This window comes from Rhizobium leguminosarum bv. viciae USDA 2370, assembly GCF_002008365.1.
In the GTDB taxonomy this organism is placed as follows: domain Bacteria; phylum Pseudomonadota; class Alphaproteobacteria; order Rhizobiales; family Rhizobiaceae; genus Rhizobium; species Rhizobium leguminosarum.
The window spans coordinates 183086-198033 of the sequence record NZ_MRDL01000059.1; the positions used below are offsets into that span (position 1 = coordinate 183086).

Sequence of the window (14948 nt, forward strand, 5' to 3'; positions counted from 1 at the left end):
CCGACTAATTATTCCGCGGCAATTGCGTCTGCCGTCGAACGGGCCTTCACAAGGACGGAGGCCTCTGCCAGCGCCTGGTTTACCCGACCGAGAATAGCCGTTGACGGAATGCCATCAGTGAAATCGCGGCTCGAGGCATAGATTGCCGTCGGCAGCACAAAAGCCTCGAAAAAAGCAAATAGCGGGCGAAGTTGATGCTCGACAACGAGGGAGTGTCGATCGCCCCCGCCGGTTGCCGTCAGGATGACGGGTTTGCCGCGCAAGTCTGCCGGATCGAGTAGATCGAAGACGTGCTTGAACAGGCCCGTGTAGCTCCCCTTGTAGGTTGGCGAACCGATGACGAGCGCTTCTGCGTCGATGATTGTTTGGATCACCGCCCTTGCTGCCGGATCGAGGTCCGCGACCGATCTTGCGGCCGCCAGTGAGATACCGAGGTCTTCGACGTCGAAGACGGCGTGCTGCAGGCCGGCCTGCTTCGCCAGCGATACCGTGACACTCTCCACGAAGCGCCTGGTGCTGGACGGGCGGGAGAGATTGCCCGAAAAGCCGACGATCAGATCGTTGCTCATCTAAATTCCTTTCGCGAGTTCGCCTCGATCATGCGAGGGAGGAGGGAGGCCATCGGACGAGGCGCTCTGTTGCTATGCTGTTTTGAGGACCGTCAGCCCAGCCGGATAGCTCGAGCGGACACTTTCCTCTCTATTCCATCGCTCAAAGGCAGCGCGGCCCAATATCGAAATAGAAGTATCTTCCTGCGGCGCGTGGACGAGCACGGATTGGATATCCCTGAAATGTCGTTCAAGTCCCAGGTCGGCACTAAGACCCGGATTGCCGATGCCACGTACCGCGATCTGCACGGCTTCGCGCAGTTGCCGGCCTGCGATCAGCCTAGCCCTTATCATCTTTTCCGCGTCGCCATGGTTGGCTTCGAGCGCGCCGAAAATGATCTGCCGGGCGCCGGAGACAAGCAGGTCGATCTCACCTGAGAGCGTCACGAACCGCTCCGTGCGGGCGATGGGATGGCCCAGATTGGCGGGCACGCGCTCATGGGCGAAGCGGATGAAGGCAGCCTGGGCAGCCTCAGCCGCGCCGAGATAGATCGCGGTCAGCGCCAGCGTGATCGCCGCATGGGCGCGATTGTCCTGCTGAGCCACCGACGGATCAACGAGTTCCAACACGTTTTCCGTTGGGATCTCGACGTCGGTATATTCGACGTCGTGCGAACCTGTGGCGCGCATGCCCAGGCTGTTCCAGTTCTCGATCACGTGGATGCCGGGCAATCCATTCGGCACGACGAACGTTCCGACGCGCGCGGGCGTTTCGTCGGTATGCGCCCAGACAAGGAAATGCGTCAGACCGTATGCGCCGGTCACGAAGCGCTTGCGACCGGTGATCGACCAGCCGCTTGCCGTGCGGCGGGCGACAGTCGCGGGCAGGCCGCCGCGGGCCGGAGACCCCAGTTCCGGCTCGACGCGTGCGGCGTTGAGCAATAGCGGTCTCTGCTTAGCCTCTGCCAGCAGGCGCCGGTACAGATCATCAGGCCAATGGTTCTTTGCGGCTTGGCCGAGATGATTGAAGATCGTCATGGCGCTGATCAGCGCTACCGAGGGATCACCCCGCCCCAACGCCGCCAGAATGTGGGCCGCATCAGCGAGCGTCGCGCCTTGACCGCCATAGCGGGTCGCAACGGTGCTCTCTAGGAGACCGCTCTGATGAACGGCCCGGATACCGATCCAGGGAAATTGACCGGTTCGATCCGCATCCGGTGCGGCGTCCGCGATAACGCGCACGGTTTCATCTGGAACGATTGTATCATGGGACATGCGGGTCGACGCTTTCTGGCTGTTAAGGCAGTCCTATCCCTAGGCAAAGGACGAGCAGATCCGGCTGCGTTGAGAAAAAGGGGACGTGCAGTCCGGCGCTCGGGCCAGACTGCACGCATCACGCAGCACTCTTCTTCTTGTTCGCCTCTTCCCGTTCGCGAATGCCTTCACGCACGAGCGGCAGGATGTAGCGGCCGTAGTCGACCGCATCATTGTAATTGTCATAGCCGCGGATCGAGATCAGATCGCAGCCGAGATCGATGTAGTCGAGGATGGAATCTGCAATGGTGCGCGGCGAACCGACAAGCGCAGTGGTGGCGCCGCCAGCATTGGTCGCGGTCACCGTCGGATACCATAGAGCGCGGTCATGGACATCGCCGCGTGCTGCGATGTCCAGAAGCCGCTGCGAGCCGACATTGGCCGGGCGTGCAGCATTGAGCGGCGCACGGGCCAAGCCTTTCTGGCGGTTTTCGTTCAGCTGGTCGAGAACTCTATGCGCCTTTTCCCATGCCAACTCGTCAGTTTCCGCCACGATCGGCCGGAAGGTAACCCATATGCGAGGGCGATCCGTCCGGCCTGCCCTTGCCGCTTCCGCGTAGATCCGTTCGATCTGCTGCTTTGTTTCTGCAAGCGGCTCGCCCCAGAGCCCGAAAATGTCGCCCAGCGAACCCCCGATGCGATACGCGGCATCCGACGAACCACCGACCGAAATCGGGATCACGCCACTGGTTGGGCGCACCGCGCTGCGGAATTGCTTGAACTGGTAGTATTTCCCATCGAAGTCGAAGGGTTCCTTGGACGTCCAGGCCAGACGAAGGATCCGGATATATTCTTCCTGGCGCTCGTAGCGCTCCTCTTTGTTGAGGAAGTCGCCTTCGCGGGCCTGCTCTTCGTCGCTGCCGCCTGCAATGAAGTGAACGACAACACGCCCGCCGCTCAATTGATCGAGGGTTGCAAGCGATTTGGCTGCGACCGTCGGATAGACGGTGTTCGGGCGCAAGGCGACGATGATCTTGATGTGCTTCGTGTGTGCCAGGACCGTGGCGCCGAGCGTGAAGGGATCGAAGGAGGCGGAGGAGTAGGGGATCAGCGTGTAGTTGAAACCATAGTCATCGAGGGCGCGTGCGTACCGCTCCAGGAAACGAGGATCCGCAGGCGCGTCGGGAATGGGGTTGAGGTCGTTCGACGCGTTGGGAAAGCTTACGCTAATGAATTCCGCGGACATGTGAGCTCCTTCAGGTTGCAGACCATTGCATTGACGTTAAGGCGCGGCAGCGCCGCGAGGAAGACAGGTCATTCTCTTTCTATCGATTTTATAGAAAATATTCGCTATCGCGGCGGATGGAGTAGGACCCGCTCCCGGCCATGGCGTTGACACTTGATGTCTTCAACTGTCCTGGCATCGAGCCGTGTAGCCTGTGCATGGGTTACGAGGCAGGTGACCAGCCAAGTCCTGGAGCGACTGTCTCGGCCAGATCGGTCAGCAACCGTATATTCTCGGCGAGGCCGAAGGCGGGAGGCAGGAAGAGCACGACCTCGTCTGCGGCTGCGAGGCCCGGGTCGTTGAGCACTGCCTCAATCACTTGATCGGGCGTGCCTTGGAAGACAGGTGAAATCTGAGCGCCGGCTGGTTGGCTGGCGGGCGCGAGGGCACCTTTGGGACGCGACGCGGCAATTCCGATGGTGCGACGCTCGAGGTCATAGGCAGCATATTTCTCTCGAAGTTCGGCGGTGGTCCCGACCAGGATGGAGGCGGCGACTGCGACCGATGGCGGCTCCGTTCCCCAGGTCGTGCGCCAGGTGGCGCGGAACGCCTCGATAATGCGAGCCTGATACTGCCCGAAAGTCTCGCCCTCGGCATGGTCGTGCTGCACGGTTCCCGAGATAAGCCCGATCCCGAGCTCGGCCGCCTGCACCGCCGAGTTCAGGCTGGCTGACCCTTGTCGAATGCGCGAGCGCAGGGTCGGGCTATGCGGCGTTACGCGCAATTCGGCGCCTTGCGGGGCACCCTGGCCCGGCGAAACGACCGTATGGAGGACTTCGCCTGCGATCGCTGAGAGGAAGCGCGCCTGGCGCCGTTTCGCTTCCGTGCGAGCGTCGGTGTCGACTGCACCGAACACAGCGTCGAAGGCCGCGTTGGCACCAGTCGAGATGGCCAGCTCCAGCCGGCCATCGATGAGCAAGTCTGTCGTACCGGCCGCTTCGGCGAGCAGGATCGGGTCCTGATAGCGCATTGGGATGACCGCCGATCCCAGGTTGATGCGCTTGGTGTGCTGACCGGCCGCGGCAAAGAACGGAAGCGGCGAGGAGAGGTAATGGTCGAAGTGTCGCTGATAGGCCCATCCCGACTGGTAACCCAGCCGCTCGGCTTCCTTGAATAGTTCGATCCCGTCGCGCAGACCTTGCGCCGGTCCGGCCTCGTCATTGAACGATACCCGGGTGTTGAAGCCAAGCCGCTGCTTTGGTCGGAACGACGCGGGCTGAGGATTTACAGTCGCAGCGATGGTCATGCGATCTTTTCCTCGTTGAAGATCCGCCGAGGTTGCGGGTGTGGTGCACGGGCGATACCAGCGGCGCCCGATGGGATCGATTCCAGCAGCGACCGAGTATAGGGCTGCTGGGGGTTTCCGAAGATGTCGGTGACGCTCCCATGTTCGACGATGCGCCCGCGCTGCATCACCGAGACGGTGTGCGCGAGTTGGCGCACCAGAGCCAGATCGTGGGAGACGAATACATAGGTCAGGCCAAGCCTGGCTTGCAGCGAAAGCAGCACCTCGACGATGTCGGCCTGAACGCTGACGTCGAGCGCGGAGGTCGGCTCGTCGAGCACGATCACATCAGGCTTGAGGACCAGAGACCTCGCGATGGCCACGCGCTGGCGCTGTCCACCTGACAAGGCTTCCGGCTTACGCAAGAGCAGGTGCTCGCCGAGCCCGACATTGGTCAGCGCTTCGCGGACCCGCGCGGAGCGCTCCTCGCGGGTTCCGATCTTGAACTGGTCGAGCGGTTCTCGTACCAGCTGCTCGACTTTCCAGGTCGGGTCCAGTGACGTGAACGGGTTCTGGTAGACGAGCTGCAGGTGGCGCCATACCGCGCGCAGCGACTCGGGCGAACGACCGTTGAGCTGCTCGCCGGCGACCGCAATGTTCCCGATGTCGGGTTGTTCGAGCCCAAGCAGCAGCCGGATTGCCGTCGTCTTGCCAGAACCGGATTCGCCGACCAGCGCGTGCGTGGTGCCAGCCTGGACGGCAAACGACACGTCGTTGACGGCCGTCAGAACCTTGCCGTCGACCGTGAAAGTCTTCGTGACGCCGCTAACCTCGATCTTCGGTGCCTTGTCGGTCTTGGTCCCGAGGAGACGGAAGGCGGGGTCTCGTAGCTTACGGTAACGATCGGGGTTGAGGGCTGGGACGTCGGCATGCAACTTCCTAGCGTATGCCGAAGCGGGCGCGGAGAAGACAGCCGTGGTGCTGCCGGCTTCCTGGACGATGCCGTCCTTGAGCACCACCAGAGAGTCCGCCCGCTCGGCGGCGATCGCCAGATCGTGGGTGATGAGGAGCAGGCTGATATCCAGTTCGTGCTGCAACTTGGAAAGCAAGTCGAGGATGCGTTTCTGGATCGTGACGTCGAGCGCTGACGTCGGCTCGTCTGCGACCAGCAGCAACGGCCGGGGGAGGACAGCAAGGCCGATCAGCACGCGCTGCAGCATGCCGCCGGACAGCTGGTGCGGGTAAGAGTCATAGACCCGCTGGGGGTTGTCGAGGCCGACCTGGGCGAAGGTCTCCAGGATGAGCGCCTTGCGGATTGCCTTATTGGGCTCGTCGACGAGTGCTGCCGCCTCCATCGCCTGGGCGCCGATCGTCCGCACCGGGTTGAGCGAGTTGCCGGGGTCCTGCGGGACAAACCCGATCGCACGTCCCCGCAAGGGCCGGAAACGACGCTCCGAGAGGCCCAATACCTCCTGGCCGTCGAACTCGACGCGGCCGTTAGCGCGTCCACCAGTGGCGAGCAGTCGCAACACCGCGCGGGCGATGGTCGACTTGCCCGAGCCCGACTCTCCGATGAGGGCGAGGCTCTTGCCGCGGCCGAGTTCAAACCCAACGTCGCTGACGACTTGCTGCGGTCCGTAGGAAACCGACAGCCCATCGATCCGGAGCAGGGGGGACGATCGCCGGAGCGCCGCCCCGGTGACGTCAGTACGGGCGAAAAGCTCAGTCAGTCTGTCTTGCGAAGCCATCGGCTGATCCTGTTCACGGAGAGGACGGTTGCGATCGTGACGAATGCGGGCGCGTAAACCAGCCACGGCCATTTGAGGTAGTCCTTGCCGATCGAGATCAGCAGGCCCCAGTCGGAGGCCGGTGGAGGGTCGCCGTAGCCGAGGAAAGCGAGACTGGCGATCACCAGGATTGAGTCGCCGAACTGCAGCACTGCAAGCGGTAGCACCGAGCGCGAGGCGTTCGGCAGCACGTGGCGCCAAAGGATGTGCCAGCGCGATCCACCCAGTAGAAAGGAAGACTCGACGAATGTCGCTTGCCGGGTCTTGATGACCTCCGAGCGCATCACCCGGGCGAAGAGGGCCACCGCCGAGACGCCGGTTGCGATGGCGGCGTTCGTGGTGTCGAAGCCGATCGCCGTGACGACGATGACGGCCAGCAGGAATTTTGGAATCGCAAGCAGCACGTCGACCAGGCGCGCAAACAGAGTATCCACCCACCCGCCGAAGAAGCCGGCCAGCAGGCCGATGAGGCCACCGGCGAAAACGCCGATGACGACGGCGATCAGCGCGCTGGCGACCGAGGAGGCTGTGCCATAGACCACACGGGTATAAAGGTCGCGGCCGAGGTGATCGGTGCCGAACCAGTGCGCTGCACTTGGGCCCAGCAGCTTTTGAGAGGGAACGCCGTTGACCGGGTCATAGCTCGTGAACAGGCTTGGGGCGAGAGACCAGGCGATCGCCAGCGCGACGATTGCGAAAGAGAGCGCGACGACCGGCGGCACGCGCAGCGCCGTCAGCCGCCCGATCGCGGTGATGCGCGAGGTAGAGTGGGTGGAGGCGAGGGTCATGAGGTCACCACCTTGGAAATGCCGGCGGAACCTTCGTCGGCTGTGGTTGGACGACGCTCGGGCGTGCCAAGCAGTTTTACGCGCGGGTCGAGCAGCGGGTAGGCAAGGTCGGCGATCAGGTTGACGACCACGAAGACCACCGCTGCCAGAGAGACGACCGCCTGAAGCACGGGCAGGTCCTGAGTGCTCACCGACCGCTGCACCAGGCTGCCAAGACCGGTGCGTCCGAATACCGTCTCGGTGATCAGCGAGCCGCCGAGCAGTTCGCCGATGGTAAGCGCAATGACGGTAATGACCGGGAGCGAAGACGGCTTGAGCAGGTGCTTGGCGAACAGGCGCATTTGCCCGAGCCCGCGGCCCCGCGCGACGGCGGCGTATTCCTGGCCGGACTCATGATCGAGGTTGGCGATGAGCACTTCGGCGATTTGCGCGGAGATCGGGATGCCGAGCGCGATGGCTGCGAAAAGGGTCGCCCAGAAGCTGTCGGGCTCGATCACGCGGAAGACGCCGAGCTGGAAACCGAAGAGGTGGATCAGCACCAGGCCGATCACGAAGTTGGGCACCGACAGGAACAATGACGGGAAGCCCCGCAGCAAGCCTTGGCCAAAGTGTTTTGGAAGAAACTGCGTGCCATAGGCGATCACCGCCGCGAGCAGCAGCGCGACGACGAGGCCTGCAGAAGCAAGGATCAACGTCGATGGCAGCACCTCGGCGATCAGCGTCGCGACGGGCCGGTTGGTCCGCATCGACAGGCCGAGATCGCCGGTCACGAAGCCGGAAAAGGATGTCCACAACTGGACCGGGATCGGCTTATCCAGGCCCTGGGCGGCGATGATCTCCTTGATCTCATCCGGTGTGAACCCATTCTGGGGGTTGTTCAGGACATTGGTGATCGGGTCGCCGGGCAGGATGCTTACGACGACGAAGGTGAAGACATAGGCCAGCAGGATCACGACGATCGCCTGTACGAGGCGTTTTGCGGCGTAGTTTAGGTAGGCTTTGCTCATGCCGTCACCTTCTTACGTTGCTCGGTTGAATTGCGGGTTATTCGCTTTTCGAGGCCGTGTAGTAGCTGGCATAGGCGACGCCGTTATAGACTTCGCCCTTGAGCTTCGGGGATTGGACGTAGATCCGCTGGACGATTTGCGTGCGCGGGATGAAGTAGCCCTGATCGAGAATGTACTTCTGCAGTTCGTCGAGGAGCGGTTTGCGGCCTTCGATGGAACCGGCGCTGGCGATCTTGTCGCGGAGTTCGTTGAGCGTCTTGTCGCTCTCGTCGAGGGCGAACCAGTTCTCGCCGTTGTTGGCGTTCGTCAGGATACTGGCGACGGTGCCGGCGTCGATGAAGCTGCGCGTCACCTCATAGGCCGGCACGGCCGGACCGCCGTATTTGACCTTTTGGCCGAAGGTGACGACATCGTAGGCACGGATAGCGACTTTCCAGCCGATCTTGCCGAGTTGCTGGGCGATGAGTTCGTCGACCGATTTCGAGGTTGCGAGGTAGGGGTTGGAATGCAGCGTCAGCACGAGCGGCTGGCCGTTCTTGGTGCGGATGCCGTCTGCGCCCTTGACCCAACCCGCCTCGTCGAGAAGCTTCTCGGCCTTGTCGGGGTTGTAGGCCAAAAGCGCACTTTGATCGGTCGCTCCCGGCACGTTGCTCTGGATGAAGGACGTCGCGAGCTTCCAGTCGGGTGTGTAGACGGTGTCGATGATCTCCTGGCGGTTGATGCCGGCCTGCAGGGCCTGGCGGACTTTCACGTCGTCATATGGTGCAAGCTTGGTGTTGATTGCCCAACCATTCACGAAGCCGAGATAGCGCGGTGTCGCGGTGGTGAAGCCCTCTGCCTTCAAAGACTCCAGCTCCTGCGGCGAGGCGTTGTAGGCGACGTCGGCCTGGCCGGACTGGACAGCGGCCACGCGCAGCGAGGGCTCGGACACCAGCTTGTAGGTGATCGTGTCGAGATAGGCCGGACCAGTATGACCGACTGCCGCAGGCCCCCAGTTGTAGTCCTTGCGCTTGACCAGCTTGACGAAGTCGCCCTCCTTCCAGGAGTCGACCACGTAGGGGCCGCTGCCGGAGGTCTTACTGAGGTCGGCCTGCTGGGCTGCGGGCTGAGCGAGGGTCTTCGGGGAGATGAGGATCGAGCCGTGATAGCCGAGGGTCGGGATGAAGCCGAGCGTCGGCGCCTTGAAGAAGACCTTCACTGTGGTCGCGTCCACCGCCTCGGCGTGGTCATAGGTCTTCGGGAAGAGACCAATCGGGTTGATGCCTTCGCTCTTGCGGCCGGCGTACCAGATGTCGAGATTGGCGACGACGGCCGACGCATCGAGCGCGGTGCCGTCGGAGAAAGTGACGCCGCTCTTCAGGTGCAGGGTGAACTCGGTGGCCTTGTCGTTCTGCTCCCAGCGTTCGGCGATCCAGGGGCTGACCTTGCCGTCAGCATCTACGTAAAGGAGCTTATCGGTCACATGGCCCCAGATGTGGCCCTGGAAGCTGGAAATGGCGCTGTTGTTCGGGATCCAGGTATCACCCAGCGAGTCGATCAGGAAGGTGATGTCACCGCCGTTGTGTGGGCTATCGGCACTCAGAGCCGGATTGAACTCAGCCGTTACCACCAAGGCGGCGATTGCCAACGCAGAGGTGGCGATCAGCAGACGCCGGGAAAGGGAGAACGGGGAAGAGCGTTCGATCATAATGCGGTCCTGTATTGTTTGCCAAGTAGATCACGACGCATAGCCTAAGCAGGGCAACAGGAGGGAGAAAGACCAGTTGTTCTTTTTCTACTAATTTTATGGATTATTTTGTTCGGTTTCTGGGTGTGTGAGGATCAGCTTTTCCGGGCTCAGTGCATCCTTCGCCGTGGTTGGTGACGCCGATCTACTGGTTGCCGGCCCTCGTGCTGGACCTCTCAGCCTCGTCAAAGAACGTCATCCCCTCGAATATCCGCACCGGAGGCAGTTCGCCGACGAACCGCTCTGCGTCCACCCTGGTAAGCTGTCCGGTCGAGCCCTGGGCCAATTGCGAGGTTCCGACATCACGGGTGAGGATGTTCGGGTTGCCGTGAACGCACATCGATTTGTCGGAGGCCGCATTGTCGGGTTCGAACCACGCACCCGTTGCAAGCTGCATCACGCTCTTTCGGACGTCCTCGCTGATCACCGCGGCTGCAAGGCAACTGCCGCGGGCGTTGAACAGCCTCACAATGTCGCCATCGGAAATGCCGCGTTCGGCCGCGTCAGCCGGGTTTATACGAACCGGTTCCCGCCCCTTTATCTTGGTGGAGCGGCTGAAATCGCCATAGTCCAGCTGGCTATGCAGCCGCTGATGCGGCTGGTTGCAGACCAGGTGGAGCGGGAAGCGGCTTTTATCGTCCTCCGCCTCCGCCCTTGGCGGATACCATCGCGGATGGCCGCGGCAATCATCGTAACCGAAGCTTTCGATCCTCTGCGAAAAGATCTCGATCTTCCCGGATGGCGTTTGAAGTGGAGATGCAAACGGATCATGGCGAAAGGCACGCGCCGGTCCGCCATCGTCGGGTTTGAGCGGCAGGCGCATCTCTCCGCGTTCCCAGAACGTCTCGAAGTCGGGAGCTTCGTGTCCACCGGCTACGAGCGCCTTGCGCGTTGTTTCGAAAAGGAAGGTTAGCCATTCCCGGCTGGTCCGGTTTTCGGTGAACTCTTCGAATTTGCCGAGACGGCGCGCGATCTCAGAGAAGATTTCATAATCGTCCCGTGCTTCGCCGACCGGCTCGATCAGCTTCTTCATGGCGACCATCAGCGGATCGCGGTCCGCCGCCCCGATATCGTCACGCTCGAGCGTGGTCGTCGCCGGCAGCACGATATCGGCGTGGCGCGCAGACGACGTCCAGGCCGTCTCATGCACGATGATGGTCTCCGGTTTCTTGAATGCCGCCCGCAGCCTGTTGAGATCCTGATGGTGATGGAACGGGTTGCCTCCCGCCCAATAGACGAGGCGGATATCGGGATAACGCATCGCGTGGCCGTTGTAGTTGTACTCGTGGCCCGGATTGAGCAGCATGTCGGCGATACGCGCGACGGGAATGAAATCCGACACGGCATTCTTGAATTGGCTGAGCGTCGGCAGTGGGACGGCGAGCTGGTGTTTGCCGATGTTGCCCAACGCACCAAGGGAATAGGAATAGCCGCCGCCATCCAGCCCAATCTGCCCGAGCATTGCGGCGAGCACGATGCCCATCCAGACCGGCTGCTCGCCATGGTCGGCACGTTGCAGGGAATGGCTGACGGTGATCAACGTCCTGGCGCGCGCCATGGAAAGCGCGAGGGTCTTTATGGCATCGACGCCGATGCCGCAAATGTGGGACGCCCAATCCGGGCTTTTTTCGACACCATCGATCCGGCCAAGCAGGTAGTCTTCAAAACGTTCATAGCCGACCGTATATCGGTCGAGAAATTGGCGGTCGTGCAATCCCTCGCTGACGAGCACATGCGCGAGGCCGAGCATCAGCGCGATGTCGGTGCCAGGTAAGATGGGCAGCCATTCGGCATTCACCTCAGGAGGAAAATCGTCTTTCAGGGGGCTGACGAGGACAAAACGCGCACCTCGCGCGTGCGCGCCGTTCAGCGTCCGCGGCACGATATGCGCGCTGATGCCGCCGCCATGCACATCGGTGTTCTTGATCGCCATCCCGCCAAAGGCGACGACCAGCTCGCTGCTCCGTTCGATGGCATCCCAGGTGACGCTCTTGCGGTCGAAATGATCGTATGGTCCCAACACGTGCGGGAGGATGACCATTGCCGCACCGGAGCTGTAGGTGTTGACGGAACCGACGTAACCACCCAGCACGTTGAGAAACCGGTGGATCTGGCTTTGTGCATGATGGAACCGTCCGGCACTAGCCCATCCGTAGGATCCTCCGAACACGGCTTCCGGGCCAAAGTTTCCGTAAACGCGCTGCAGCTCTTTTGCGACGAAGTCGGCTGCGCGCGGCCAACTGACCTCGACATAGTCGTCGGCCCCGCGATTCTGCGCGTGACCCGGCGCGCCTTCGAGCCAGCCGCGCCTGATCGCCGGCCGCCTGATGCGCATAGGGCTATGGGCGATCGCCGGAATGTTGCCCAGCAATGGCGACGGATGCGGATCGCCCGGATGAGGCCGGACCTCAAGACCTCCGTTTTCGTATCGGCCTGAAAACGCCCCCCAATGGGAACTGTGGGTCTTGAAGCTATTCATTTGACAGTGCCCTCGGCAATCAAGCCGTTATCAGACTGCTGGCGAAACATCGTTCGGAAGGATTTTGCCGGGATTCATGATGCCCTTCGGATCGATGGCATTTTTGATGACCGCCATGAGATCCACGGCATCTCCGTGTTCCTGACGCAAATATTTGATCTTGCCTGTGCCCACCCCATGTTCGCCCGTCGATGTGCCATCGACCGAAATCGCGTATTCCACCATCTTCTTGTTGATGGCGGCGACCTCGTCGAGTTCTGCCTGGCTCGTCGGATCGACGGCGAAGACAACATGGTAGTTGCCGTCGCCGACATGGCCGAGAATGGCGGCCGGCACGCTGCAGCTACGCAGCAGTTCGCGCGTGTCGAGAATGCAGGCACTGAGCTGCGATACCGGCACGCAGACGTCGGAAGACCAGCCCTTGGCATTCGCACGCTGGGATACGACGGCATAAAACGCATTGTGACGCGCCTTCCACAGGCGGTTGCGTTCTTCCGGCGTATTGGCCCATTCGAAGTCCTTGCCACCGTTGTCCCCGACGATGCCGGCGACCATCTCGACCTGTTCCTGCACGCTGGCCGGAGAGCCGTGGAACTCGAAGGCCAGTGTGTCCTCGATCTTCAAGGACAGGTTCGAATAAGCATTGACGGCTTCGATCAGACCACGGTCCATCAACTCCATCCGCGCGACCGGAATGCCGAGCTGCACGACTGCGATGGCCGCAGCAACCGCCTGTTCGACATTCTCGAACGAGCAAAGCGCGGCCGAGGTCGTTTCCGGAATGCCATAAAGCCGAAGCGTCACCTCGGTGATGATGCCGAGGGTCCCTTCGGAGCCCACGAAGAGCCGCGTCAGATCGTATCCGGCCGACGACTTTCGTGCCCGCCCACCGGTTCGGATGATCTGACCGCTCGGCAGAACGACGGTTAGAGACAAGACGTTTTCGCGCATGGTTCCGTAGCGCACGGCATTCGTGCCTGATGCGCGGGTCGATGCCATACCGCCGATCGAGGCATTGGCGCCCGGATCGATCGGGAAGAACAGGCCCATGTCACGCAGATGAGCGTTCAACTGCTCGCGGGTCACGCCGGCCTCAACCGTGCAATCCAAATCCTCGGCGCTGATGCGGACGATCTGCGACATGCGGGAGAGATCGATGGAAACACCACCCCGTACCGCGCTCAGATGGCCCTCGAGGGAGGTACCGGCGCCGAATGCGATGACCGGCACGCCTTCGGCCGCGCAGAGCCGCACGGTTTCCGCTACGTCCTCCGTGTTTTCCGCAAAGACGATTGCCTCCGGAATCGCGGCGATGTGGTGGGATTCACCGCGGCCATGCTGCTCCCGCAAGGGCTGCGATGTGGAGAAGCGGTCACCGAAACGGTCGTATAGCGCCTCGATAACAGCAGGGGAGGGCGCGATCACTTGTCCGCTCCGCGCGACATCGGTGTCGTGAAAGAGCCGTCAAGAATGACGTGGCCAGGATGATCGAGATGCGCCGCCAGCCATTCGGTGAAGACCAGGGAACCCGGCGAGCAAAGAGACATGAGAAACCCCGGAATTGCGATCTGAGGTTTGCGGCCCGGCTGCGTTCGCGCGGGCGCGCACCTCGACTTTACGACAGGATCAGGCGACCAGTTTTGCGCCCTTGAGATGACGTTCGAGGAAGGGCAGGCTGTCCTGCCCCCAGTAAAGCTCGTCCTCATAACGGAATGTCGGCAGCCCAAACACACCGGCGTCCTTGGCGGTCTTGTAATTGGCCTTCCATATCGATAACACGGCGTCGCTCTGGGCACGCTCATCCAGCGCTGCGCCATCGAAGCCCGCGGCATCCGCGATTGCGCGACGCACCTGTGCGTCACCGATATTTTCTCCGCGCAACCAGAAGGCCTCCTGCAGCGCTTTCGTCAGCTTGAGCCAGTCTTTGCCCGCATCGATGGCGGCAAGGATCATGAAACCCGCCGGCGTTGGATCCGACAAGGCCGCGCGATTTTCGAAGTTCAGCGTTTTGCCCCGGACGGCCGCCCAACGCTTGAGATCCTTCGTCCAATAAGCTCGACGGGCCTCCGGCCGGTTACGAGAATAGATGGCGCCGTTATCCTCAATCAGGGGGATGACATAGGGGCGGATCGTAGCGTTTTGTTCGGAAGCCAGTGCCGCGAACGCGTCCAGACCGATGAAAGCCCATGGCGAGCCAATGCCGAAGAAATAGTCGATGATCTTTGTCATATTATAGTGCTCTCAAGATGTCCGGTCGCGTAGGATTGCGGCGTCGAATACAGAAAGTGCGCAGTCTCGGGCGACGAGAACCGCTGTTGGATCACGTCCGACTGCCACCGTCGCAAGCGCGCCTTCATAGAGAAGCGATAGATGAGCAGCCGTCTGGTCGGGCCCTAATTCGGCTTTGGAGATAATGGCACGGAAGATGTCGCTCACGGCCTTCTTATGCGTTCGGGCGACGGACACGACGCGTTTTGAGTCGCCATGCTCGGCCACCGCAAGAGCAAATGCGCAGCCCCGGAACTCCGGGCTGTCGGCCTTTTCATACAGGCGCTCGAAAATAACTCTCACCTGGTCTCTCGGAGCAGCCGTCGCGTCCAAGGCCTCCCGCAAGGAGCGAACAACACGTTCGTGGCGATCCTGGAGATAGGCCGCAACAAGATGATCCTTGGACGGGAAGTGTCGATATAGCGTTGCCTTTGCAACTTTCGCTTCTTCGATAATGCGATCTATCCCAACAGCCCGAATACCTTCGCTGTAAAATAGCCCGCCGGCTGCGGCGAGGATCTGATCTGATATGGGTTCTCTCATTGGATCGCTTCAGGTTGGTGGTTGCATCGTTGAACAAT

Annotated in this window: 13 protein-coding genes; all 13 read right to left on the minus strand. The window is 61.6% G+C overall.

What is annotated here, in order from left to right:
* Positions 1-8 precede the first annotated feature (8 nt).
* Positions 9-569 carry an FMN reductase gene (gene msuE / locus BS629_RS34990; RefSeq protein WP_018245532.1) on the minus strand — a complete coding sequence of 187 codons (561 nt, stop codon included), beginning with the start codon at positions 567-569 and terminating at the stop codon, positions 9-11.
* 72 nt (positions 570-641) lie between these two features.
* Complete coding sequence (locus BS629_RS34995) at positions 642-1823, minus strand: acyl-CoA dehydrogenase family protein (protein ID WP_018245533.1); 1182 nt, start codon at positions 1821-1823, stop codon at positions 642-644.
* Positions 1824-1941: 118 nt separating this feature from the next.
* Positions 1942-3048 (minus strand): LLM class flavin-dependent oxidoreductase, encoded by a 1107-nt coding sequence (locus BS629_RS35000; RefSeq protein ID WP_077988794.1) that lies wholly within the window; start codon positions 3046-3048, stop codon positions 1942-1944.
* Positions 3049-3250: 202 nt separating this feature from the next.
* On the minus strand, positions 3251-4333 hold the full coding sequence (locus BS629_RS35005) for an LLM class flavin-dependent oxidoreductase (RefSeq protein ID WP_018245535.1): 1083 nt from the start codon (positions 4331-4333) through the stop codon (positions 3251-3253).
* Positions 4330-6060, minus strand: coding sequence for a dipeptide ABC transporter ATP-binding protein (locus tag BS629_RS35010; RefSeq protein ID WP_018245536.1), 1731 nt, complete (start codon positions 6058-6060; stop codon positions 4330-4332). Before BS629_RS35010 ends, BS629_RS35005 begins: the two co-directional genes overlap by 4 nt.
* Positions 6039-6887 (minus strand): ABC transporter permease, encoded by an 849-nt coding sequence (locus tag BS629_RS35015; RefSeq protein WP_018245537.1) that lies wholly within the window; start codon positions 6885-6887, stop codon positions 6039-6041. Before BS629_RS35015 ends, BS629_RS35010 begins: the two co-directional genes overlap by 22 nt.
* A complete protein-coding gene (locus BS629_RS35020; protein WP_018245538.1) occupies positions 6884-7894 on the minus strand; it encodes an ABC transporter permease in 1011 nt (336 codons plus the stop codon). Before BS629_RS35020 ends, BS629_RS35015 begins: the two co-directional genes overlap by 4 nt.
* A gap of 37 nt (positions 7895-7931) precedes the next feature.
* Positions 7932-9581, minus strand: a complete 1650-nt coding sequence (locus BS629_RS35025; RefSeq protein WP_027690916.1) for an ABC transporter substrate-binding protein — start codon at positions 9579-9581, stop codon at positions 7932-7934.
* A 184-nt stretch (positions 9582-9765) separates the two neighbouring features.
* Entirely contained in the window at positions 9766-12099 is a 2334-nt protein-coding gene (locus tag BS629_RS35030) for a molybdopterin guanine dinucleotide-containing S/N-oxide reductase (RefSeq protein WP_026188681.1), read from the minus strand.
* A gap of 30 nt (positions 12100-12129) precedes the next feature.
* Complete coding sequence (locus tag BS629_RS35035) at positions 12130-13524, minus strand: FAD-binding oxidoreductase (RefSeq protein ID WP_018245541.1); 1395 nt, start codon at positions 13522-13524, stop codon at positions 12130-12132.
* Positions 13521-13646, minus strand: coding sequence for a rhodanese-like domain-containing protein (locus BS629_RS40270; protein WP_018245542.1), 126 nt, complete (start codon positions 13644-13646; stop codon positions 13521-13523). Before BS629_RS40270 ends, BS629_RS35035 begins: the two co-directional genes overlap by 4 nt.
* Positions 13647-13725: 79 nt before the next feature.
* A complete protein-coding gene (locus BS629_RS35040; RefSeq protein ID WP_018245543.1) occupies positions 13726-14328 on the minus strand; it encodes a 2-hydroxychromene-2-carboxylate isomerase in 603 nt (200 codons plus the stop codon).
* A 12-nt stretch (positions 14329-14340) separates the two neighbouring features.
* Positions 14341-14910, minus strand: coding sequence for a TetR/AcrR family transcriptional regulator (locus tag BS629_RS35045; protein ID WP_018245544.1), 570 nt, complete (start codon positions 14908-14910; stop codon positions 14341-14343).
* Between the last annotated feature and the right edge of the window lie 38 nt (positions 14911-14948).